A 20186-nucleotide genomic window follows, 5' to 3' on the forward strand; every position below is an offset into this window, starting at 1 on the left:
GACCTATCTCTGGGGCGGTAGGAGAGACGCCCGAGGAATACCAGAATGAACGTCCACACGCCGGAAATCGACAGCAAGCCCAGCGAAGAGCAGGTGCGCGCCGCGCTCGACCTGCTGCGCCGTTTTGCCGACAAGGCACAAGATACCGAGATCGACGCGGTCGATCCGGCGCTTGCCCTGCTTCGGGACGGGTCCGGTTACCCGGACCTGTCGCGTATCTTTCCGCAAGACTTCGAGGCAGATGCCGCCTACCGCGAAACGCTTCCGGACCTGCAGAATGGCCCGGCGTCGTTGATCCGGGGAGCGAACCGCGCAATCCAGCATGTCGGGATTTCCAACTTCCGGCTGCCGATTAAGTTCCACACTCGCGACAATGGCGATCTGACGCTGGAGACCTCGGTCACCGGCACGGTGAGTCTCGATGCCGACAAGAAGGGCATCAACATGTCGCGCATCATGCGCAGCTTCTATGTCCACGCCGACAAGACCTTCTCCTTCGAGGTGATCGAGGCCGCGCTGGACGACTACAAGAGCGATCTCGAGAGCTTTGACGCCCGCATTGAGTTGGCTTTTTCCTTCCCCGTGAAGGTGGAATCGCTGCGCTCGGGCCTGTGGGGCTTTCAGTATTACGACATTGCGCTCGAGCTGGTGGAAACCGCGGGCGTGCGCCGCAAGATCGTGCATCTCGACTATGTCTACAGCTCGACCTGCCCGTGCTCGCTCGAGCTGTCCGAGCACGCCCGGCGCGAGCGCAACCAGCTCGCGACGCCGCATTCGCAGCGCTCCGTGGCGCGGGTCTCGGTGGAGCTCAAGGAGGGCGAGTGCCTGTGGTTCGAGGATCTGATCGACCTCTGCCGCGCCGCCGTGCCGACCGAGACTCAGGTCATGGTCAAGCGCGAGGACGAGCAGGCCTTCGCCGAGCTCAACGCCGCCAACCCGATCTTCGTCGAGGATGCCGCGCGGCTCTTCGCCGCGCAGCTCCAGGCGGATCCGCGCATTGGCGACTACCGCGTGCTGGCCAGCCATCAGGAAAGCCTGCACTCGCATGATGCGGTGTCGGTGCTGACCGAAGGCACCACATTTGCCCATGATAGCCTTGGCCCGAAGCTGTTCCCGACGCTGATCCACAGCCACTGAGGCCCACCCTGCGATGGATTAGGATGCGCCGCCCCGAGGGGTGGCGCATTTCTTATGCAGCTTGCTGCATTGCAGCAATTCGTGATCGGCGGGTTCGGGAATGCGCAAGGGTTTGGCCTAAGTATGGGGCTGGGAGGAAACCAACAGAAGGAGGTTTCCGGATGCACGCCGATACCGTTCAGATCGCCATGGGCCGCGGCTCGCTGAAGCAGAAGATAGACCTGTATTTCGCAAATCTCGGGCTGGGGCTGAACCCCTACGGTCTGCGCAAGGCCCGGATGCGCGAGATCATTCACCTCGAGATGAAGAGCGACGACCAGCTCGCCCGCATGGGGCTCAGCCGCGACGAGATCCTGCCGCACGTGTTCCGCGACCTGCTGACCGCCTGAGCGGCGCAGGCGCTCTCGGGGAATTTGCCCGCCGGGCTGCTTGACTAATTTCGCGGGGCAGGACAACGCTGCGCCATGTTCGACCTCCGTCCCGTCGCCTATGTCATCGGTCTTCTCGTCGCCACGTTGGGGGCGACCATGTTCCTGCCCATGCTCGTCGACATCGCCGAGGGGCGGGGAGAGTGGCACGTGTTCCTCGAGACCGGCCTCGTCAGCATGTTGACCGGCGGGCTCATCGCGCTGGCCTGTGCCAATGGCGTGAAGGAGGGGCTGACGCTGCAGCAGACCTTCCTGCTCACCGTGGGGGTCTGGGCCGCGCTGCCGCTGTTCGGCGGTCTGCCTTTCATTTTCGGCGCCACCGAGGCGAGCTTTACCGACGCCTATTTCGAGGCCATGTCGGGCCTGACCACCACCGGCTCGACCGTGTTCAGCGGGCTCGATACCCTGCCCAAGGGGCTGCTACTGTGGCGCGGCATCCTGCAATGGCTGGGCGGCATCGGCATCATCGTGGTGGCCATGGTGTTCCTGCCCGAGCTGCGGGTGGGAGGGATGCAGGTGTTCCGCTCGGAGGCTTTCGAGACGATGGGAAAGATCCTGCCACGCGCCACCGAGATCGCGTCGTCGATCTCGACGATCTATGTCGGCATGACGCTGGCCTGCGCCGTCGCCTACCTGCTGTGCGGCATGAATGCCTTCGACGCGATGGTGCACGCGCTCACCACAATCTCGACCGGCGGCTTCGCCAATTACGACGCCAGCTTCGGCACCTTTTCAGGCCCGGCGGAATACGTGGCCTCGGTCTTCATGATCGCCGCCGCGCTGCCCTTCGTGCGCTATGTGCAGATGATGAACGGCCATTACACCGCGCTCTGGCGCGACACCCAGGTGCTGGCCTTCTTCGGCGTCATCGCGGTGCTGGTGCTGATGATGGTGGTGACGCTGGTTTCGATCTTTCCGCACCACCCCGAGCAGGCGGTGCGCGAGGCGCTGTTCAATATCACCTCGATCATATCGGGCACCGGCTATGCCTCGGTGGACTACATGCAGTGGGGCTCGTTCATCATCACGATGTTCTTCTTCATCGGGCTGATCGGCGGCTGCGCCGGCTCCACCGCCTGTTCGGTGAAGATCTTCCGCTACCAGATCCTGTTCGCCTCGATCCGGGTGCAGCTGCGCCGCATCCGCGCCCCGCACGGCGTGTTCACCCCGCGCTTCCAGGGGCGCCCCGTCGATGACGACACGCTGTCCTCGGTGCTCAGCTTCTTCGCCTTCTTCGTGGTCTCGCTGGGGGTGCTGTCGGTGGGGCTCGGGATGACCGGGCTCGACTTCATCACCTCGCTTTCGGGCGCGGCGACGGCGCTGGCCAATGTCGGCCCGGGCCTCGGAGATCAGATCGGCCCGGCGGGCAATTTCGCCGACATCAACGACACCGCCAAGTGGATGCTGGCCTTCGCCATGCTCACAGGACGGCTCGAGGTGATGGCGGTCTTCACCCTCTTCACGCTGCGGTTCTGGCGCGCCTGAGCCGGCGCGCCAGCGCAACGGCTCAGTGCGGCTCGCCGGCGAGGTGGGTGATGTCGAGGCCGCGGGTATAGACCAGCCCCATCGAATCCCTCAGCACGAGCGGACCGCCGATATAGTCCGGCCCGATGCCGGGGCCCCGGATCGTCAGGTGCCAGTCGTTGCGGCTGACGCTGTCGGGGAGCAGGTCGAGCGGATCGATCTCGTCGGTCGCGCCGCCTTCCATGTGACAGACGGTGAACACCTCGCCGCCCTGCGGCGCGTTGCGCAGCGAGACAAAGACCGTGCGGCCGTCGATCGGCTCGAGATACCGGAAATGGTCGTCGTCACGGAAGTTCTTGCGCAGCCACGGGTTGTTGAGCCGGAACATGCGCAGGCGGCGCATGGCGTTGGTTTGCACCGGGTCAAGCTTCGAGGTCGAGTGCGAGACGTTGCAGTACTCGTGCATGTCGTCCATCCAGGCCCGCGCGATCTGCTTCAGCCCGCCCACGGTGATCGGGCGCGGCCCGGCCAGCGGCGGCTCCACCGCGTTCAGAAGCGTGGCGATGGTGTTGAGGTCGTAATCGGTCACCTCGACCAGCGCTGGCAGGAACTCGAGGAACCGGGCGAGGTCTTCGCGGGTCTCGAAACCCAGCTCCTTGAGCCAGCGGAAGGCGCCAGGGACCGAGTAGCTGTACTCGTCCACCTGCCACTTGAGTGAGATCGCCTCTTCGGCCACGACCTTGACGCCGTACTTGTCATCCTGATTCCGGATGAAGCCCCAGCTGGCGCGCGCGGTGGCGTTGAGGAAATCCATCGGCACCCCGGGCAGGGCGGCATAGGTCAGGATCGACACCGCCGGGTTGTCGTAGGCCTTGTCGAGGATCTCCATCTTGGTGTCGCCCAGACGGGTGTTGATGTTGAGCTTGGGATTCACCTGCGTGCCCCGGCGCAGCGTATCGTGGTTGGCGGTGCCCGAGATCCAGTTCGAGCCGCGTGTGAGGATCTCCCACAGGCGCCAGTATTTCGACAGCCAGAAGGTGTAGATGAACGGCGTGTTGTGGGCGAAGGTCAGCGGTCCCCACTGGAACACGTCCGGGTCGGTGTCCTTCTGGTTCTCGATCACCGCGCGGTAGTCCGAGCTCAGCTCCCAGTCTTCCTGCGGCCACGGGCGGCCGTCCTCGAAGACGAACCACGGCCGGTAATCGACGCCGGCCACGTTCTGCACCACGTCCGACATTTCCTGCAGGTAGTCGTCGTCGTGGCGCATCTCCTGCGTCGAGGCATCCCACCACTTGAAGTCCTGCGCCCCGTCCACGCGCACGCCGTCGGCGCCGAAATCCACCTTGCGGCGCTGCAGCTCGAGCAGGATCGCCCGCACGAACGGGTTGTTGTAGTCGAGGTTCTGGCCGTACATGTTCGGCCCGGCGAAGAAATGGCTGTTGAGCGCGTTGAGCCCCTGGTTGTCGGAGTGTCCGAACACCACGTCGAGCACCAGCATCTTGGGCCAGCGCGGGAAGTTGTGCAGCACCGCCGCAAGGTCGACCAGCTCGTCGGGCCGCGCCGTCTCGAGCAGCACCGGGTTCACCGTGGCCATGCCCGAGATCACGATGTCATAGCCCCAGTTGGTGGTGTCGGGCCGCATCAGGTGAGCGGTCACCGTCTCCTCGTCGCTTTCGACATCGGTCCAGAAATCCGGGCCCGCCTCGTAGACGGTGGTGGGCTCGACCGGCAGCAGCTGCACCGCGTCGTAGCCGGCGAAGAGCTCTTCGTCGGGCTCGAGTGCGAGGCCGGCGCCGACGCGCACCGCGAGGCGCTCGAACTGGCGGGTGAGCGAGGCCAGCGTGCCGCCGGGCGTCGCGGTGGGCACGTGGACCTGAAGGATCGAGGTCGGCGGTGCGAACTTGTACGGGCCGTCGGCTTTGCGGACCTGCTCGAAATAGCCCTTGTCCTGCCGCCGCGCCTGCATTGCCGGCAGATCGTAGATCTCGGCCGGGGAGAAGGCGCCATAGGGCAGGGAGGCGGCGAGTGGATCGAGGATGCGATGATAGGCGCCCTCCTGGTCGCGGTAGACCAGCGCGTAGAAATCGCCGATCTGGTCGCGGCTGCCGGCCTTGAGACCGGTGGCGGCGGCAAAGGTGAAGGCCTCGCAACGTGACACCGGCAGCAGCACCCGGTCGAAGCGCACGTCGCCCTGGCTGGCGGTGAGGTCGAGCTCTTCCTGCGGGCGCAGCACCTCGAGGAACACGTCGCCATCGGCGATGCGCCAATCCTGCAGCTCCGGGGTCCAGAAGCCGAACTCCACCTGTTCGCCATCGACAAGAGCCCCCAGTCGCCGCGCGATCTGCTTGCCGGCGGCAAATCGGTCGGGGGCGGTGTTGAGCACCTGCTGGCACCACTCGGCGCGGGCCTCGGCGGCGGAAAGGTCGGCGAGGATGGCGGGCGTGTCTGTCATGGCGTCTCGGTCCTGTCTCGTTGCTCATGTGCCACGACCGCGGCCCCTCGGGGCGCGCGGCGCGGAATGTCTGGCGATCTGCGGGAAGAGGACGCAATCTGGCGCACCCTCCCGGACGAACCGGCGGGCCCTCCCGCCTGTCCTCCGGTCAACCTAAGGCGCTGAGACCTGTCTGCAACGCGAAAGGCGGGGTTTCGCCGCAAGGCCGGGGCGATGTTTTGAGCAAAGCGTGTTCAGGCGGCAGAGGATCAGGCAGCGGCCTTGAGAAGCTTTTCGCGCATGAACTCGATCCGGTCCTGTCCCCAGAAGCGTTCGCCATCAACGACGTAGGTCGGCGACCCGAAGATCTCGGCCTCGATCGCCGATTGCGTGACCGCATCGGCCTCGTCGCGCACGTCCTCGGACTCGGCCTCGTGCAGGATGTCGTAGGCGGGTAGGTCTATCTGGCGCAGCGCCTCGCCAAGGTCGCCCGGATCCGAGATGTTGCGCCCCTCGGCCCAGACCCCGCGCAGGCAGGCCAGCGTGACCGCGTCCTGATCAAGCCCGAGCCGGCCTGTGGCAAGGATCACCCGGCAGGGCAGGCGCACATCGACCGGGTGATGCGCCGGGTTCGGGGTCATGCGCAGGCCGCGCAGCCGCGCCCAGCGGCGCTGGTCCTCGATGCGGTAGCTCTGCCGCGCCTCGCATTGTTCGAGCGGGTGGGTGGTGCCCATTTCGGCATAGACTTTGCGGATGTCCATCGGGTGAAAGCGCACCATGGCGCCGGCCTCTGCGGCCAGCGACATCAGCGCCTGATGGCCGAGATAGGTGAACCCGGAGGCTGGTGAGAAGAAATAGTCGATGGTCTTGCGCATGACGCCCCCGGATTTCGAAACTGGCTTCGTACCCTTGATCGGCGGTCCGTATCGGCGGCCCCGGCTCCGCAGAGCCCCGAACCGGATCGTTGCATGATTGACGCGCAGCGGGCCTCTGCTTGTCAACGAGACCCGGCCCGGGCGGGCCGGGTGCGTCGCGGCTGCCGGGCAATCCGGGCGGAAACGCTCCTGAACACCGAAAGAACGCCGGAAATTTGCGCAGATTTGAATCACATTCGTGACGCCGCGCCCGCCATTGTCAGCGCCGATGCCTTGGCTATGCTCCGCCGGGAAAAGGGAGGGTTTGTGATGAAAATCGAAGATCGTGTGTTCCTCGTGACCGGCGGCGGCTCGGGCCTCGGCGCGGCGGTGGCCGAGATGCTGGTGGGCGCCGGTGGCCGCGCAGTTCTGCTCGACGTGAATGCCGAGGCCGGCGAGGCCAAGGCCGCCGCGCTCGGTGAGGCGGCGCATTTCGTGAAGACCGACGTGACCGACGCAGCGCAGGGCGAGGCGGCGGTGGCCACTGCGCTGGAGCGTTTCGGCCGGCTCGACGGTCTGGTCAGCTGCGCGGGCGTCGCGCCGGGCGAAAAGATCATCGGGCGCGAGGGACCGCACGGGCTCGACAGCTTCGCGCGGGCGGTGACGATCAATCTCGTAGGCACCTTCAACATGCTGCGGCTGGCGGCGGATGCGATCTCGAAGCAGGACCCGGGCGAGGGCGGCGAGCGCGGGGTGATCATCAACACCGCCTCGATCGCTGCGATGGACGGGCAGATCGGGCAGGCGGCCTACGCGGCGTCAAAGGGCGGCGTGGCCTCGCTGACGCTGCCGGCGGCGCGCGAACTGGCGCGGCACGGCATCCGCGTGGTGACCATCGCGCCGGGGATCTTCGGCACGCCGATGATGGCCGGCCTGCCGCAGGAGGTGCAGGACAGCCTCGGGGCGTCGGTGCCGTTCCCGCCGCGGCTGGGCGATCCGCAGGAGTACGCGGCGCTGGCGCGGCACATCATCGAGAACCAGATGCTGAACGGCGAGGTGATCCGCCTCGACGGCGCACTGCGGATGGCGCCGAAATAGCGCGGGGCGTTCCAGTCTTCTAAGCGCGGAATCAAGGCCGCAGGCCGCCGCGCCATCGTCATGCTGAAAGCATGCCTCCGGCATGGCCCGCCCGGACGGGCTGGCGATTTGGTCGGGCTGGGAGCCACCTGGCGAGGTCCTTCGGACGTGGCCGGGATAAATCGAGAGGCTCGAAGACCGGATCGCCACCCCGCGGGCCGGCGATGGCGCGGCGGGGTCCCGGCACGACGATCTGAGAGCGATCAGATAAGAGTGGGGCGTGACGCCCCCCAAACGCAAACCGCCGCCCCGAAGGGCGGCGGTCCTGTTTCCGGCTCCAGAGGAAATCCTCAGCCGATCTCGGCCAGGCGCGCCAGCGCCTCCTTGAGCTTGGCCTCTTCCTCTTCGCGTGCGGCGAGGTTGTCGCGGGTTTCCTCGACCACATCCTCGGGCGCGCTCTCGACGAACTTGGGGTTCTTCAGACGCCCGCGCAGGCCGCCCAGCTCCTTGCCGAGCTTGGCGATGTTCTTCTCGAGCCGCGCCTTCTCGGCCTCGACATCGATGATGTCGGCCAGCGGCAGACCGAAGGTCGCACCGCCCACCGGCACGGTCACGCAGCCCTTGGGGAAGCTGTCGACCGCTGTCAGGCTCTCGAGCCGCGCCAGACGCTTGATCAGCGTCTCGTTGTTGGCCCAGGCCGCTTTGCCTGCGGCGTCGATCTCGGTCACCAGCACCGGCACGTAAAGCCCCACCGGCACGCCCATCTGCGCCCGCGCCGAGCGCACGCCCTCGATCAGCGAGATCACCCAGCGCATCTCGGCATCCGCCGCCGGGTCGAGCAGTTCCTCGGTCGTGTAGCTCGGCCAGTCGCCATGCACGAGCATCTTCGAGCGCTCGCCCAGCGTGCCCCAGAGCTCTTCGGTGATGAAGGGCATGATCGGGTGCAGCAGGATCAGGCACTGGTCGATGACCCAGGACATCGTGGCCTGCGTCTCGGCCTTGGCGGCCTCGTCCTCGCCCTGCAACAGGGGCTTCGAGAACTCGACATACCAGTCGCAGACCACGCCCCAGACAAAGGCGTAGAGCGACAGCGCCGCGTCGTTGAAGCGGTAGTCGGCCAGCGCCGCATCGACGGTCTCGCGCACCCGCGCGGTCTCGCCGAGGATCCACTTGTTCACCGTGGCCTGCGGGACCGGGCGGTCACTGCCCAGCCCCACCGCGCCGTTCATCTCGGCGAAACGGGCGGCGTTCCACAGCTTGGTGCCGAAATTGCGGTAGCCGGCGATGCGCTGCATGTCGAGCTTCAGCACGCCGCCCAGCGAGGCCATGGCCGCGTTGGTGAAGCGCAGCGCGTCGGCGCCGTACTCGTCGATGATCTCGAGCGGGTCGACCACGTTGCCGAGCGACTTGGACATCTTCTTGCCCTTGGCGTCGCGCACCAGCCCGTGCAGGTAGACATCCCGGAACGGGATCTCGTCGACCACGGCAAGCTGCATCATCATCATCCGCGCGACCCAGAAGAACAGGATGTCCTGCCCGGTCACCAGGACGCTGGTGGGGAAGTAGCGCTCGAGCTCCGCCGTCTTTTCCGGCCAGCCCAGCGTGCCGATCGGCCAGAGCCCGGACGAGAACCACGTGTCCAGCACGTCGGGATCGCGGAACACCGGGATCGCCTGCGGCCGGCGGCGCTGGTCGACGCCGGTGAAATCGGTGCCCTGCTCGAGAAGGGCGGCAAGGTGATCCTCGGCCGCTGCCGCATCCTCGACCATCAGGAACTCGGCATCCTCGCCGAAGAAGTCGTGCATCTTCTTCAGCGCCTCCTCCTCGGTGGCGGCGCAGAACGAGCGCCACTCGTCGCCGAGACCCGGGGTGTGCCAGACCGGGATCTGGTGGCCCCACCAGAGCTGGCGCGAGATGCACCAGGGCTCGATGTTCTCGAGCCAGTGATAATAGGTCTTCTCGCCGCTCTCGGGCATGATCCGCACGCGGCCCTCGCGCACGGCATCAAGCGCCGGCCCGACGATCTGCGCGGTATCGACGAACCACTGGTCGGTGAGCATCGGCTCGATGACGACCTTGGAGCGGTCGCCGAAGGGCTGCATGATCGGCTTGGCCTCCACGAGCGGCACCCACTGGGCCGCCTCGTCACGCGCCTCGCCGCCCTCTTCGGGCGCCACGGGGGCCTTGGCGGCCGCCTGGCCGAGCCGCGGATCGGTGACCTCGGTCATCACCGCGAGGCCTTCATCGGTGATCTCGCGCACCACCGCCTCGCGCGCCTCGAACCGGTCGAGCCCGCGCAGGTGATCGGGGACCAGGTTCAGCGCGTCGGCCTCGTGCTCGGTGAGCGTCAGCTCGCCACGGGCGACCTTCTGCGCGGTCTCGGCGGCCTCGGCATAGGCGGTGCCGTCGGCGCGCATGGTGCCGCGGGTGTCCATCAGGCGGTACATCGGGATGCCACCGCGCTTGGCGACCTGGTAGTCGTTGAAATCATGCGCGCCGGTGATCTTCACCGCGCCCGAACCGAAGGTCGGATCGGGATACTCGTCGGTGATGATCGGGATCAGGCGACGATGCTCCTTCGGCCCCACCGGGATCTCGCAGAGCTGGCCGACGATCGGCGCGTAGCGGTCGTCCGACGGGTGCACGGCGACCGCGCCGTCGCCCAGCATGGTCTCGGGACGGGTGGTGGCGATGGAGATATAGTCGCGCTCCTCCTCGAAGAGCACATTGCCGTCCTCGTCCTTCTCCACGTAGGTGTAGGTGGCGCCGCCCGCGAGCGGGTACTTGAAGTGCCACATGTGACCCGGCACCTCGATGTTCTCGACCTCAAGATCCGAGATCGCCGTCTCGAAATGCGGGTCCCAGTTCACCAGCCGCTTGCCGCGGTAGATCAGGCCCTTCTCGTACATGTCGACGAAGACCTTGATCACCGCGTCGTGGAAGTTGCCCTCCTCACCCGCCGGCGCGCCCTCGGCGCCGGACATGGTGAAGGCGTTGCGCGACCAGTCGCAGGACGCGCCGAGGCGCTTGAGCTGGTTGATGATGGTGCCGCCGGACTGCTGCTTCCACTCCCAGATCTTCGCGGTGAAGGCCTCGCGGCCCATTTCGCGGCGGGTGGCGTTGCTGGCATCCTTGGCCAGCTCACGCTCGACCACCATCTGCGTGGCGATGCCCGCATGGTCCTGCCCGGGCTGCCACAGCGTGTCGAAGCCGCGCATCCGGTGCCAGCGCACGAGGATGTCCTGCAGCGTGTTGTTGAAGGCGTGGCCCATGTGCAGCGAGCCTGTCACGTTGGGCGGCGGGATCATGATGCAGAAGCTCTCGTCGCGCGAGGCATTCGCCCCGGCGTCAAAGGCGCCCGCCTTCTCCCATGCTTCGTAGATGCGCGCCTCGGCGGCGGCCGCGTCAAAGGTCTTTTCCATCGCCATGGGTCGTCTTCCCGTGCCTGCATGCATTGTCCCGCCTCGTCTACCCGCTGGCGGGGCAAAGGGAAAGGCTGCACGTCCCGCGCCGCGCCCCGGTTTCTTCTGGCCGAAAATATCCCGGGGAGTCCGCGCGCCCGCGCGGACGGGGCAGAGCCCCGAAATCGCCCGCCACGCGGGCGGGGCTCAGAGGCAAGGGGGCGAAAACGAAAAACGGCGGTGCCCGGGAGGAGGAGGGGCACCGCCGTCTGATCATTCCGACAGCCCAGGGAGGAGGAGAGGGCTTCGGAAACCGGCTGGACCATTGCGGTCCGAATGGGAGGTGCGGCGGGATCAGGGAGGAGGAGAGATCCCGCCGCGTATCGAAGGCCCCAGGGAGGAGGAGAGGGGCTCCGAAACTGTCGGGCGTGAGGCCCGGATATAGGGTGCGACGGTGCCAGGGAGGAGGAGAGGCACCGTCGCGTATCGAAGGCCCCAGGGAGGAGGAGAGGGGCTCCGAAACTGTCGGGCATGTGGCCCGGATGTTGGGACGCGGCGGGATCAGGGAGGAGGAGAGATCCCGCCGCTCATCGAAGGCCCCAGGGAGGAGGAGAGGGGCTCCGAACTGTCGGGCACTTGGCCCTTTTGTCTTTGCGGCGGCGACCTCGGGAGGAGGAGTGAGGTCGCCGCCGGGCTCGATGCGCTCAGGGAGGAGGAGGAGAGCGCCTCGAGGAAACTGTGATCAGGCCTCGTAGGCGGCCTGGTAGGCGATCCGGCGGATCATCGAGCGGTGCAGCCCGAGATCGCTCAACTCGCGGTTGCTCAGCTGGCCAAGCTCGCGCAGCGTCTCGCGGTAGAGACGGCGACGGGCATTGCGCTCGCGCAGCGAGGCGATCATGCCGGCGAAGAAGCCGTTCGAGCCTTGGGTGCTGGTGTCGGTTGCGTATGCCATGTTCGTTGCTAGCCTGTGTTCGAGTATCTGTGTGTTTCGCTGTGTTGGCCCTAACATGTGGCAAATGCTGCGACTGCACAATCCTGCCATATCTCAATGCCGCTATGCAGCATCTGCATGGGCCGGCTGAGGGAGAGCTAAGCGAAAGCAACGCGTTAAGCGTAACAATTAAGCGGGCTGTGTACGAGCGTTGCGCCCAGAGCAACGTGACGCTACGTCGGTCTGCAGAAATGGAAAGGATAGACCATGTCCCCGACACAAGAGGCGGTGAAGGCAGAGCTTGCGCGGCTGGATCTGCCCGACGGCGGAAACCTGATTTCGCGAGACATGATTCGAGCTTTGAGCATCGAAGGTGGTGCCGTGCGCTTCGTCATCGAGGCGCCCTCGCCGGAGATGGCCAAGCACATGGAGCCGCTGCGTGCCGCTGCCGAGCGCGCCGTGATGGCGCTTGAGGGCGTCTCCTCCGCCAGCGCGGCGCTCACCGCACATGGCCCGGCGGCGAAAGCGCCCTCGCTGAAGATCGGCGGGCATGCCAAGCCGCAGGAGGGGAAGATGAACCCGCCCGGGGTGAAGGCGGTGATCGCCATCGGCTCCGGCAAGGGCGGGGTCGGCAAGTCCACCGTGTCGTCGAACCTCGCGGTGGCGCTGGCGCGGGCGGGCAAGAAGGTGGGCCTGCTCGATGCCGACATCCACGGCCCCTCGCAGCCGCGCATGTTCGGTATCTCGAAGCGCCCCGCCAGCCCGGACGGCAAGACCATCATCCCGCTTCAGGCGCATGGCGTGACGCTGATGTCGATCGGCTTCATGCTGCCCGAGGACAAGGCTGTCGTCTGGCGCGGGCCGATGCTGATGGGTGCGCTGCAGCAGATGATGATGCAGGTGGAGTGGGGCGAACTCGACGTGCTCCTCATCGACCTGCCGCCGGGCACCGGCGACGTGCAGCTCTCGCTCGGCCAGAAGAGCGATCTGGCCGGCGCCATCGTGGTCTCGACGCCGCAGGACGTGGCGATGATCGACGCGCGCAAGGCGCTCGACGCGTTCGACACGCTCAAAGTGCCGGTTCTGGGCCTGATCGAGAACATGTCGATGTTTATCTGCCCAGATTGCGGCCGTGAGGCGCATCTCTTCGGGCAGGGCGGCGTCGCGGCCGAGGCCGAGAAGCTGGGCCTGCCGGTGCTGGCGCAGCTGCCCATCGACCTCGACACCCGCATCGGCGGCGACGAGGGCCGGCCCGTGGCGCTGGGCGACGGTGTGATGGCGCAGGCCTATGCGACGCTGGCTGACCGGTTCATCAAGGGCGGGATCGTCTGAGGCGGCGGTCCCCGCGGGGACACTTTATATATACGCTGGATGCGGGGACCGGAGGGTCTGCGCTCCCGGCGCCGTGCGAGCGGAGGGGGCGCACCGGGAGGGGCGCTGCCCCCATGTCGCACCGGAGGAGCGCCTTCAAAAGAAAGGAGGGGGCGCTGCCCCCTCTTGGCCTGCGGCCAATTCACCCCCGAGGTATTTTTGAACCAGAGAAGACGGGGGCCGGTGCGGGGCGGGCCGGCTCAGCCGCGGCGGTCGAGCTTGGTGGTGAGGTGGATCAGGCTTTCCGAGCTTTTCACCCCGCGGGCCTCGGCGATGCGGTCGAGGGCGGCGTCGAGCGCCTCGGTCGAGCTGGCGCAGACGATCACCATCAGGTCGACCCTGCCCGAGGTGGTGTGCACCGTCTCCACCTCGGGCATCTGGCGCAGCCGGGCCAGCACGTCGGCCTGGGCGCGCGGCTCGATGCAGACCAGCACCGTGGCGCGGATCGCCTCCTTGAGTGCCGGGCCGCGGCGGATGGTGAAGCCGGCAATGGCGCCGCGCTGGATCAGACGCTCGATCCGGGCCTGCACCGTGGTGCGCGCGAGCCCGAGCCGCCGCGCGAGATCGGAGACCGGCATGCGCGCGTCAGTGGAGAGCAGCGACACGAGGGCGCGGTCGGTTTCGTCGATATGTTGAGATCTGTGGTCGAATTGTTCCATCTGGGGATCAGAATGACAGTTCTGCCGGGCGAAATCGAGTCTCCTGACGCGCATACTCGAGAAAGGTGCAAACAGGAGGTGTCTTCATGGGGATCGAGCAGGCCCTGATTCCATCGCCCGAGACGTGGCTGGCGCGCGAGCGGCCCGACGAGCCGGTGTTTTTCTTCTGCCCGCAGCGGCTGGGCGATGTGGCCGGGCGGTTTCTGGACGGGTTCCCGGGGGTGGTGAGCTACGCGGTCAAGGCCAACCCGTTGCCGGAGATGATCGAGGGGCTCTGGCGCGCCGGCCTGCGGGTCTTCGACGTGGCCTCTCCGGCGGAGATGGTGCTGGTGCGGGCGCATTGCCCCGAGGCCGCCCTGCATTACCACAACCCGGTCCGCTCGCAGGCCGAGGTCAGCGCAGGTCTGGCGCATCGCTGTGTGTCGTGGTCGGTCGACCGGATGAGCGAGCTTGAAAAGCTCGCCGCGCTGCCGGCGGGCACCGAGATCGCGGTGCGGCTGAAGCTGCCCGTGGCCGGTGCGGCCTATGATTTCGGAGCCAAGTTCGGGGCCGAACCGGCGGGCGCGGTGACGCTGCTGCGGCGGGTGGCCGAGATGGGGCTCACGCCGTCGCTGACCTTTCATCCCGGCACGCAATGCCGCGGTGCCGAGCCCTGGGCGCGCTACATCCACGCGGCGGCCGGGGTGGCGCGAGACGCGGGCGTCACGCTGCACCGGCTGAACGTGGGCGGAGGTTTCCCGAGCGACAGGGGCGAGGGGGAACCCGATCTCGAGACCATCTTCGCCACCATCGGGCGTGCCACGCGCGAGGCCTTCCCGAGACCGCCGGATCTGGTTTGCGAGCCGGGCCGGGGGCTCTGCGCCGAGGCCTTCCTGCTGGCGCTGAAGGTCAAGGCGGTGGAGGCAGAGGCGCTCTTCGTCAATGACGGCATTTATGGCGGCATGGCCGAGTGGCGCGATCTGGGGATGGCGGGACGCGTGTGGGTGGTCGACCCGGCGGGACGGCGGCGGGGCGGGCGCGCGCAGCCGCGCATCGTCTTCGGCCCGACCTGCGACAGCCTCGACCGTCTGCCCGAGCCGATGGCGCTTCCCGCCGCCATCGAAGAAGGCGACTTCGTGATCTGCGAGGGCATGGGCGCCTATTCCCGGGCGCTGGTCACCGGGTTCAACGGCTACGGAGCGCGCAGGGTCGTGCGGATGTCCGCGGCCTGCTGAGAATTCCCGGGCGTCGCGCTGGACACTTGCTCGGCGGAGCGCCACTCTGCGCCGCAGAAGACCAGCCAAGCGCGAGGACGGGATATGGAAAAGTTCGGCAAGAGCCAGTCATTCAAGCGCAGCGAGGACGTGCGCTTTCTCACCGGGCATGGACGCTATATCGACGACATCGCGCCCGATGGCGCGCTGCACGGCTTTTTGCTGCGCTCGCCGGTGGCCCATGCGACCATCACCTCGCTGGATGTCGAGGCGGCGCGCGAGGCAGAGGGCGTGGCATTGGTGCTCACCGTCGATGACCTGCTCGAGGCGGGGATGGACATTCGCATGGGCGGCACCGTGCTCACGAACCGCGACGGCTCGAAGGCGGCCGAGCCCGAGCGCCCGATGCTGGCGCGCGGCAAGCTGCGCCATGTCGGCGAGCCGGTGGCGCTCGTGGTGGCCGAGACGCTGCAGCAGGCCCGGGATGCGGCCGAGCTGATCGAGCTCGATTATGACGATCTGCCCGCCCATGTGGAGGTCTGCGCCGGTGGCGAGACAATTCATCCCGAGGCGCCCGACAACCGCGCCTTCGACTGGGGCATGGGCGACGAGGCGGCGACGGCGGAGGCCTTCGACAAGGCGGCCCGCGTGGTGCGGCTCGAGGTCGGCGACAACCGGGTGATCGTCAACGCCATGGAGGGCCGCGGCTGCTATGCCGAGTGGGACGGCGCGCGGCTGCACGTGGCGTTCAACGGGCAGGGGGTCTGGGGCCTCAAGGGCGAACTGGCCGAAGCCATGGGACTCGACCCGGAGGCGGTGCGCATCACCAACCCCGACGTGGGCGGCGGCTTCGGTATGAAAGCGGCGTCCTATCCGGAATACTTCGTGCTGGCGCAGGCGGCGCGGGTGCTTGGCAAGCCGGTGCGCTGGATCTCGGAACGCACCGAGGGGATGCTGTCGGACCATGCCGGGCGCGACCTGACGACCATGGCGGAGCTGGCCTTCGATGCGGATCATCGCATCCTCGGCTACCGCATTCACACGATGTGCAACCTCGGGGCCTACAACTCGGGCTTCGGCCAGCCGATCCAGACGCTGCTGTTCTCCAAGGTGCTGACCGGGACCTACGATATCCCGACCGCCTACATGCGGGTCGAAGGGTTCTTCACCAATACCACTCAGGTCGACGCCTATCGCGGCGCTGGCCGGCCCGAGGCGATCTATGTCATCGAGCGGGTGATGGACCGTGCGGCGCGCGAGCTGGGGCTCGACCCGATCGAGCTCCGTAAGATCAACTTCATCAAGGACTTCCCCTACAAGACCGTGACCGGAGAGACCTATGACGTGGGCGATTTTCCCCGCGTGCTGGATCACGCCATCCTTGATGCCGACGTGGCGGGCTTTGCCGCGCGCAAGGACGAGAGCGCGGCGCAGGGCAAGCTGCGCGGGCTGGGGCTTTGCTTCTACATCGAGTCGATTCTCGGCGATCCGGCCGAGGATGTGCGGGTCGAGTTCACCGAGGATGGCGGCGCAGTGATCTATGTCGGCACCCAGTCCAACGGGCAGGGGCACGAGACGGTGTTCGCCAAGTTCCTCAGCGACCACTCCGGCATTCCCTTCGACAAGATCGCCTTCGTGCAGGGCGACAGTGACCTGATCGCCCGTGGCGGCGGCACTGGCGGGTCGCGCTCGGTGACCACGCAGGCCAACGTGACGCTGTCCTGCGTGCGGCAGATGGTCGAGGGATTCTCGGCCTTCCTCGCCGAGGAAATGGGCGTCGAGGCGGCGGAGGTGCGGTTCGATGACGAGCGCTTCCGGGCCGAGGGCTCGAACCTGACGCCGACCATGCTCGAGGTGGCCGAGATGGCCCGCGCCAAGGGCCGCGACGACCTGCTGAGCTGGTCCGCGCGCGACCAGATCGAGGCCCGCTCCTATCCCAACGGGGCGCATTTCGCCGAGGTGGAGATCGATCTCGAGACCGGTGTGACCGAGGTGGTGAAATACACCGTGGTCGACGATTTCGGCAACCTCATCAATCCGATGCTGGCCGAGGGCCAGGTGCATGGCGGGGTCGCGCAGGGGCTTGGGCAGGCGCTGTGCGAGCGCACGGTGTTCGACGAGGACGGCCAGCTGCTCTCGGCCAGCTTCATGGACTACGCCATGCCGCGGGCCGACGACATGCCTTGGGTCAAGTTCGACGTCGAGCCGGTACCCTCGACCGGCAACCCGATGGGGATGAAAGGCTGCGGCGAGGCGGGCACGGTGGGCGCGCTGGCGGCGGTGTCGAACGCCATGCAGGACGCGCTCTGGGAGAAAGGCGTGAAGCAGGTCGACATGCCTTTCACGCCGATGCGGGTCTGGAGCCTGCTGAAGGGCGCGCCGCTGGCGGCGGAGTGATCGCGCGGGGAAGTGCAGAAAGGTGGCGTCAAGGTTTTTGTTCACGCTTCCTTGAGGGGGTTTGCAATTGTGGCTTTCGTGCCCATATCCCTTACAGGATCGCGGAGACGGAACCTTCGCGACGCCTTCACTGTCCCTCGTTCCGCACTTGCGCCCAAGGTCTTCCTTGGGCGCTTTTTCTTTGCGCGCTTGCCCCGTAAGGTGAGGCCATGAGCTATACCGACGCGTTTCTGAAATCCGTATTGGCCCGCAGCAAGGTGATCGCCGTGGTCGGCGTGTCGCTGAACCCGGTGCGCCCGAGCTACTACGTGGCGCGCTACCTGAGCCTGCGCGGCTACCGGGTGATCGGGGTCAATCCCGGCCATGCGGGCGCGATGCTGTTCGGCGAGGAGGTGCGCGGGGCGATCGAAGATCTTCCGGCAGAGGTCGACATGGTCGACATCTTCCGTCGCTCCGAGGCGGTGCCGGGAATCGTCGAGGACGCTCTGGCGCATCTGCCGGGGCTCAGGACGGTGTGGATGCAGATCGGCGTCGAGAACGCGGCCGCTGCTGCGGCGGCGGAGGCCAGGGGAATCGACGTGGTGATGAACCGCTGCCCCAAGATCGAGTACCAGCGCCTGCATGGCGAGCTGCGCATGGGCGGCTTCAACACCGGCGTGATTTCGTCAAAGCTTTGACCGGCGGGGCGCGCCTGCCCGGCCTCGGGATGCCTGCAGCCCGTCGGACGCCTCCGGCGGGAGTATTTTTGACGAAGAGAAGCCAGGGGCGCAGCGCCCCCGTCCCGCCGCGCGAACGCTGCCTCAGCCCTTGCGGGATGCCTTCTCTGCGATGCCGGACTGACCCTGTCGCCGCGCGAGCTCTTCCATCACTGCTGAAAGAGGCAGGTCGCGCGCCTTGAGCATCACGAGGAAATGGAACAGCACGTCCGCGCCTTCCGAGGCGAGTTTGTCGCGGTCGCCCTTGACCGCTTCGATGATCGCCTCCACGGCCTCTTCGCCAAATTTCTCGGCGCATTTCTCCGGGCCCTTGGCGAGCAGCTTGGCGGTCCAGCTGTCGTCGGGCGAGGCGGAGGCGCGGGCGGCGACGATGGCTTCGAGTTCTTCCAGGGTCATCAGAGCCTCACCGGAATGCCGGCCTGCGCCATGTGGGCCTTGGCCTCCGCGATGGTGAACTCGCCGAAGTGGAAGATCGAGGCGGCGAGCACAGCCGAGGCGTGGCCTTCGGTCACGCCTTCCACGAGATGGTCGAGCGTTCCGACGCCGCCTGAGGCGATCACGGGGATGTCCACCGCGTCGGAGATGGCGCGGGTCAGCGGCAGGTTGAAGCCGGCCTTGGTGCCGTCCCGGTCCATCGAGGTGAGCAGGATCTCACCGGCGCCCTTGGCGGTCACCGTGCGCGCGAACTCCACCGCGTCGATGCCGGTGGGCTTGCGGCCGCCATGGGTGAAGATCTCCCACCGCCCCGGTTCCACGGTCTTGGCGTCGATCGCCACCACGATGCATTGCGAGCCGAAATGATCTGCCGCCTCGGCGACCACGTCGGGGTTGGCCACCGCCGCCGAGTTGAAGCTGACCTTGTCGGCCCCGGCGAGCAGAAGGTTGCGCACATCGGCCACCGTGCGCACGCCGCCGCCCACGGTCAGCGGGATGAAGCACTGCTCGGCGGTGCGGGTCACCACGTCGAACATGGTGCCGCGATTCTCATGCGTGGCGTGGATGTCGAGAAAGGTGATCTCGTCGGCGCCTGCGGCGTCATAGGCGCGGGCGGCGTCGACCGGGTCGCCGGCATCGCGCAGGTCGACGAAATTGACGCCCTTGACCACACGGCCATCGGCGACATCGAGACAGGGAATGATGCGGGTCTTGAGCATGACCGCCTTATGGCGCGGATCGGCGTGGGAGGAAAGGGGCCTGCTGTTGCATTGCTGCGGCGATGGCCGATCAGGGACGACAGACGGGCAGAAGGGGCGCTGCCCCTTGTCGGTCCGGAGGCGCGCATTCAGAAGAAGAGAGGGGGGCGCTGCCCCCTCTTGGCGCTGTGCGCCAATTCACCCCCGAGGTATTTTTGAACCAAAGAAGCCAGGAGCGCCGCGCCCCTGGCTTCTCTTCGTCAAAAATACTCCCGCCGGAGGCGTCCGGCGTGGCCAAGCGTTCTGCTGCCGGGGTAGCCGTGCCCGGGCGTCAGGGGCGCCAGGCGAGAAAGTTGGCGATCATCCGCAGGCCGGTGGCAGCGCTTTTCTCGGGGTGGAACTGCAGCCCGATCACCGTCTCATGGGCGACGATGGCGGTGACGTCGCCGCCGTATTCCACATGCGCCACCCGTTGCGAGGCGTCGGTCATGCGCATCTGGAAGGAGTGCACGAAATAAGCATGGTCCCCGGTCGAGACGCCCTCGAGCACCGGGTGCGGCCGGTCTATCACCAGGTCGTTCCAGCCCATATGCGGCACTTTCAGCGACGGCTCAGACGGCGCGATGCGTTCGACTTCGCCGTCGATCCAGCCGAGACCGTCGGTGTCCTCGTATTCGTGCCCCTTGCGCGCCAGCAGCTGCATGCCGACGCAGATGCCGAGGAACGGCACGGCGCGGGTTTCGACCGCCTCGACCATGGCCTGAAAGCAGCCCGACCGGCGCAGCGCCGCGGCGCAGGCCGGGAAGGCGCCGTCGCCGGGCAGCACGATGCGGTCCGCATTGGCCACGGTCTCCGGGTCGGTGGTCACCACGACCTCGCCGCCGCCGGTCTCGCGCGCCATGCGCTGGAACGCCTTCTCGGCCGAGTGCAGGTTGCCGCTCTCGTAGTCGATGATCGCCGTCAGCATCTCGTGCGGTCCTTTCCGGTCAGGGGC

16 protein-coding genes are annotated in these 20186 nt (G+C 67.1%); 8 read left to right on the forward strand and 8 right to left on the reverse strand.

Features of this window, described 5'->3' with window-relative positions; genetic code table 11:
- Positions 1–45 precede the first annotated feature (45 nt).
- The 3 genes from folE2 (at position 46) to JF542_RS01395 (ending at position 3050) form a co-directional block, all read left to right on the forward strand.
- Complete coding sequence (gene folE2 / locus JF542_RS01385; protein ID WP_007792369.1) at positions 46–1137, forward strand: GTP cyclohydrolase FolE2; 1092 nt, start codon at positions 46–48, stop codon at positions 1135–1137.
- A gap of 161 nt (positions 1138–1298) precedes the next feature.
- Positions 1299–1526 carry a hypothetical protein gene (locus tag JF542_RS01390; RefSeq protein WP_007792367.1) on the forward strand — a complete coding sequence of 76 codons (228 nt, stop codon included), beginning with the start codon at positions 1299–1301 and terminating at the stop codon, positions 1524–1526.
- A gap of 75 nt (positions 1527–1601) precedes the next feature.
- The gene (locus JF542_RS01395; protein ID WP_007792366.1) at positions 1602–3050 is read left to right on the forward strand and encodes a TrkH family potassium uptake protein; all 1449 of its coding nucleotides are present in this window, start codon (positions 1602–1604) and stop codon (positions 3048–3050) included.
- 22 nt (positions 3051–3072) lie between these two features.
- Here the strand turns inward: JF542_RS01395 and gghA are convergent, their stop codons facing one another.
- On the reverse strand, positions 3073–5481 hold the full coding sequence (gene gghA / locus JF542_RS01400; protein WP_207074445.1) for a glucosylglycerol hydrolase: 2409 nt from the start codon (positions 5479–5481) through the stop codon (positions 3073–3075).
- A gap of 248 nt (positions 5482–5729) precedes the next feature.
- Positions 5730–6335 (reverse strand): 2-hydroxychromene-2-carboxylate isomerase, encoded by a 606-nt coding sequence (locus JF542_RS01405; protein ID WP_207074446.1) that lies wholly within the window; start codon positions 6333–6335, stop codon positions 5730–5732.
- A gap of 309 nt (positions 6336–6644) precedes the next feature.
- On the opposite strand from JF542_RS01405, the gene JF542_RS01410 reads away from it, so the two are divergent.
- A complete protein-coding gene (locus tag JF542_RS01410; RefSeq protein ID WP_207074447.1) occupies positions 6645–7412 on the forward strand; it encodes a 3-hydroxyacyl-CoA dehydrogenase in 768 nt (255 codons plus the stop codon).
- A gap of 329 nt (positions 7413–7741) precedes the next feature.
- Here the strand turns inward: JF542_RS01410 and JF542_RS01415 are convergent, their stop codons facing one another.
- Both JF542_RS01415 and JF542_RS01420 read right to left on the reverse strand, forming a co-directional pair.
- The gene (locus JF542_RS01415; RefSeq protein WP_207074449.1) at positions 7742–10819 is read right to left on the reverse strand and encodes a valine--tRNA ligase; all 3078 of its coding nucleotides are present in this window, start codon (positions 10817–10819) and stop codon (positions 7742–7744) included.
- Positions 10820–11534: 715 nt separating this feature from the next.
- Positions 11535–11744: a DUF1127 domain-containing protein gene (locus tag JF542_RS01420; RefSeq protein ID WP_207074451.1), complete on the reverse strand. Its 210-nt coding sequence runs from the start codon at positions 11742–11744 to the stop codon at positions 11535–11537.
- Between the two features lie 246 nt (positions 11745–11990).
- Between JF542_RS01420 and JF542_RS01425 the strand changes: the two genes are divergently transcribed.
- Positions 11991–13055 carry an Mrp/NBP35 family ATP-binding protein gene (locus tag JF542_RS01425; RefSeq protein WP_207074452.1) on the forward strand — a complete coding sequence of 355 codons (1065 nt, stop codon included), beginning with the start codon at positions 11991–11993 and terminating at the stop codon, positions 13053–13055.
- Positions 13056–13294: 239 nt separating this feature from the next.
- Here the strand turns inward: JF542_RS01425 and JF542_RS01430 are convergent, their stop codons facing one another.
- Positions 13295–13753, reverse strand: a complete 459-nt coding sequence (locus JF542_RS01430) for an Lrp/AsnC family transcriptional regulator (RefSeq protein ID WP_007792350.1) — start codon at positions 13751–13753, stop codon at positions 13295–13297.
- A gap of 86 nt (positions 13754–13839) precedes the next feature.
- On the opposite strand from JF542_RS01430, the gene JF542_RS01435 reads away from it, so the two are divergent.
- From JF542_RS01435 to JF542_RS01445, 3 genes are all read left to right on the forward strand, one after another.
- Positions 13840–14967, forward strand: a complete 1128-nt coding sequence (locus tag JF542_RS01435) for a type III PLP-dependent enzyme (RefSeq protein WP_207074453.1) — start codon at positions 13840–13842, stop codon at positions 14965–14967.
- An 84-nt stretch (positions 14968–15051) separates the two neighbouring features.
- Complete coding sequence (locus JF542_RS01440) at positions 15052–17343, forward strand: xanthine dehydrogenase family protein molybdopterin-binding subunit (RefSeq protein WP_207074454.1); 2292 nt, start codon at positions 15052–15054, stop codon at positions 17341–17343.
- A gap of 209 nt (positions 17344–17552) precedes the next feature.
- The gene (locus JF542_RS01445) at positions 17553–18020 is read left to right on the forward strand and encodes a CoA-binding protein (RefSeq protein WP_207074455.1); all 468 of its coding nucleotides are present in this window, start codon (positions 17553–17555) and stop codon (positions 18018–18020) included.
- Positions 18021–18143: 123 nt separating this feature from the next.
- Here JF542_RS01445 and JF542_RS01450 read toward each other — a convergent pair whose 3' ends face one another.
- From JF542_RS01450 to hisH, 3 genes are all read right to left on the reverse strand, one after another.
- Positions 18144–18455, reverse strand: coding sequence for a phosphoribosyl-ATP diphosphatase (locus JF542_RS01450; protein WP_007792342.1), 312 nt, complete (start codon positions 18453–18455; stop codon positions 18144–18146).
- A complete protein-coding gene (gene hisF / locus JF542_RS01455; RefSeq protein ID WP_007792339.1) occupies positions 18455–19213 on the reverse strand; it encodes an imidazole glycerol phosphate synthase subunit HisF in 759 nt (252 codons plus the stop codon). The genes JF542_RS01450 and hisF overlap by 1 nt, the downstream gene beginning before the upstream one ends.
- A 310-nt stretch (positions 19214–19523) precedes the next feature.
- Positions 19524–20159, reverse strand: a complete 636-nt coding sequence (hisH, locus tag JF542_RS01460) for an imidazole glycerol phosphate synthase subunit HisH (RefSeq protein ID WP_207074456.1) — start codon at positions 20157–20159, stop codon at positions 19524–19526.
- Positions 20160–20186 lie beyond the last annotated feature (27 nt).

The sequence above is a fragment of the Salipiger bermudensis genome (assembly GCF_017309175.1).
Classification (GTDB): domain Bacteria; phylum Pseudomonadota; class Alphaproteobacteria; order Rhodobacterales; family Rhodobacteraceae; genus Salipiger; species Salipiger bermudensis.

What these genes read in the sequence shown, in the direction of transcription:
- folE2 (WP_007792369.1), top strand. Translation starts at nt 46, where the DNA reads ATGAACGTCCACACGCCGGAAATCGACAGCAAGCCCAGCGAAGAGCAG.
- JF542_RS01390 (WP_007792367.1), top strand. Translation starts at nt 1,299, where the DNA reads ATGCACGCCGATACCGTTCAGATCGCCATGGGCCGCGGCTCGCTGAAG.
- JF542_RS01395 (WP_007792366.1), top strand. Translation starts at nt 1,602, where the DNA reads ATGTTCGACCTCCGTCCCGTCGCCTATGTCATCGGTCTTCTCGTCGCC.
- gghA (WP_207074445.1), bottom strand. Translation starts at nt 5,481, where the DNA reads ATGACAGACACGCCCGCCATCCTCGCCGACCTTTCCGCCGCCGAGGCC.
- JF542_RS01405 (WP_207074446.1), bottom strand. Translation starts at nt 6,335, where the DNA reads ATGCGCAAGACCATCGACTATTTCTTCTCACCAGCCTCCGGGTTCACC.
- JF542_RS01410 (WP_207074447.1), top strand. Translation starts at nt 6,645, where the DNA reads ATGAAAATCGAAGATCGTGTGTTCCTCGTGACCGGCGGCGGCTCGGGC.
- JF542_RS01415 (WP_207074449.1), bottom strand. Translation starts at nt 10,819, where the DNA reads ATGGCGATGGAAAAGACCTTTGACGCGGCCGCCGCCGAGGCGCGCATC.
- JF542_RS01420 (WP_207074451.1), bottom strand. Translation starts at nt 11,744, where the DNA reads ATGGCATACGCAACCGACACCAGCACCCAAGGCTCGAACGGCTTCTTC.
- JF542_RS01425 (WP_207074452.1), top strand. Translation starts at nt 11,991, where the DNA reads ATGTCCCCGACACAAGAGGCGGTGAAGGCAGAGCTTGCGCGGCTGGAT.
- JF542_RS01430 (WP_007792350.1), bottom strand. Translation starts at nt 13,753, where the DNA reads ATGGAACAATTCGACCACAGATCTCAACATATCGACGAAACCGACCGC.
- JF542_RS01435 (WP_207074453.1), top strand. Translation starts at nt 13,840, where the DNA reads ATGGGGATCGAGCAGGCCCTGATTCCATCGCCCGAGACGTGGCTGGCG.
- JF542_RS01440 (WP_207074454.1), top strand. Translation starts at nt 15,052, where the DNA reads ATGGAAAAGTTCGGCAAGAGCCAGTCATTCAAGCGCAGCGAGGACGTG.
- JF542_RS01445 (WP_207074455.1), top strand. Translation starts at nt 17,553, where the DNA reads ATGAGCTATACCGACGCGTTTCTGAAATCCGTATTGGCCCGCAGCAAG.
- JF542_RS01450 (WP_007792342.1), bottom strand. Translation starts at nt 18,455, where the DNA reads ATGACCCTGGAAGAACTCGAAGCCATCGTCGCCGCCCGCGCCTCCGCC.
- hisF (WP_007792339.1), bottom strand. Translation starts at nt 19,213, where the DNA reads ATGCTCAAGACCCGCATCATTCCCTGTCTCGATGTCGCCGATGGCCGT.
- hisH (WP_207074456.1), bottom strand. Translation starts at nt 20,159, where the DNA reads ATGCTGACGGCGATCATCGACTACGAGAGCGGCAACCTGCACTCGGCC.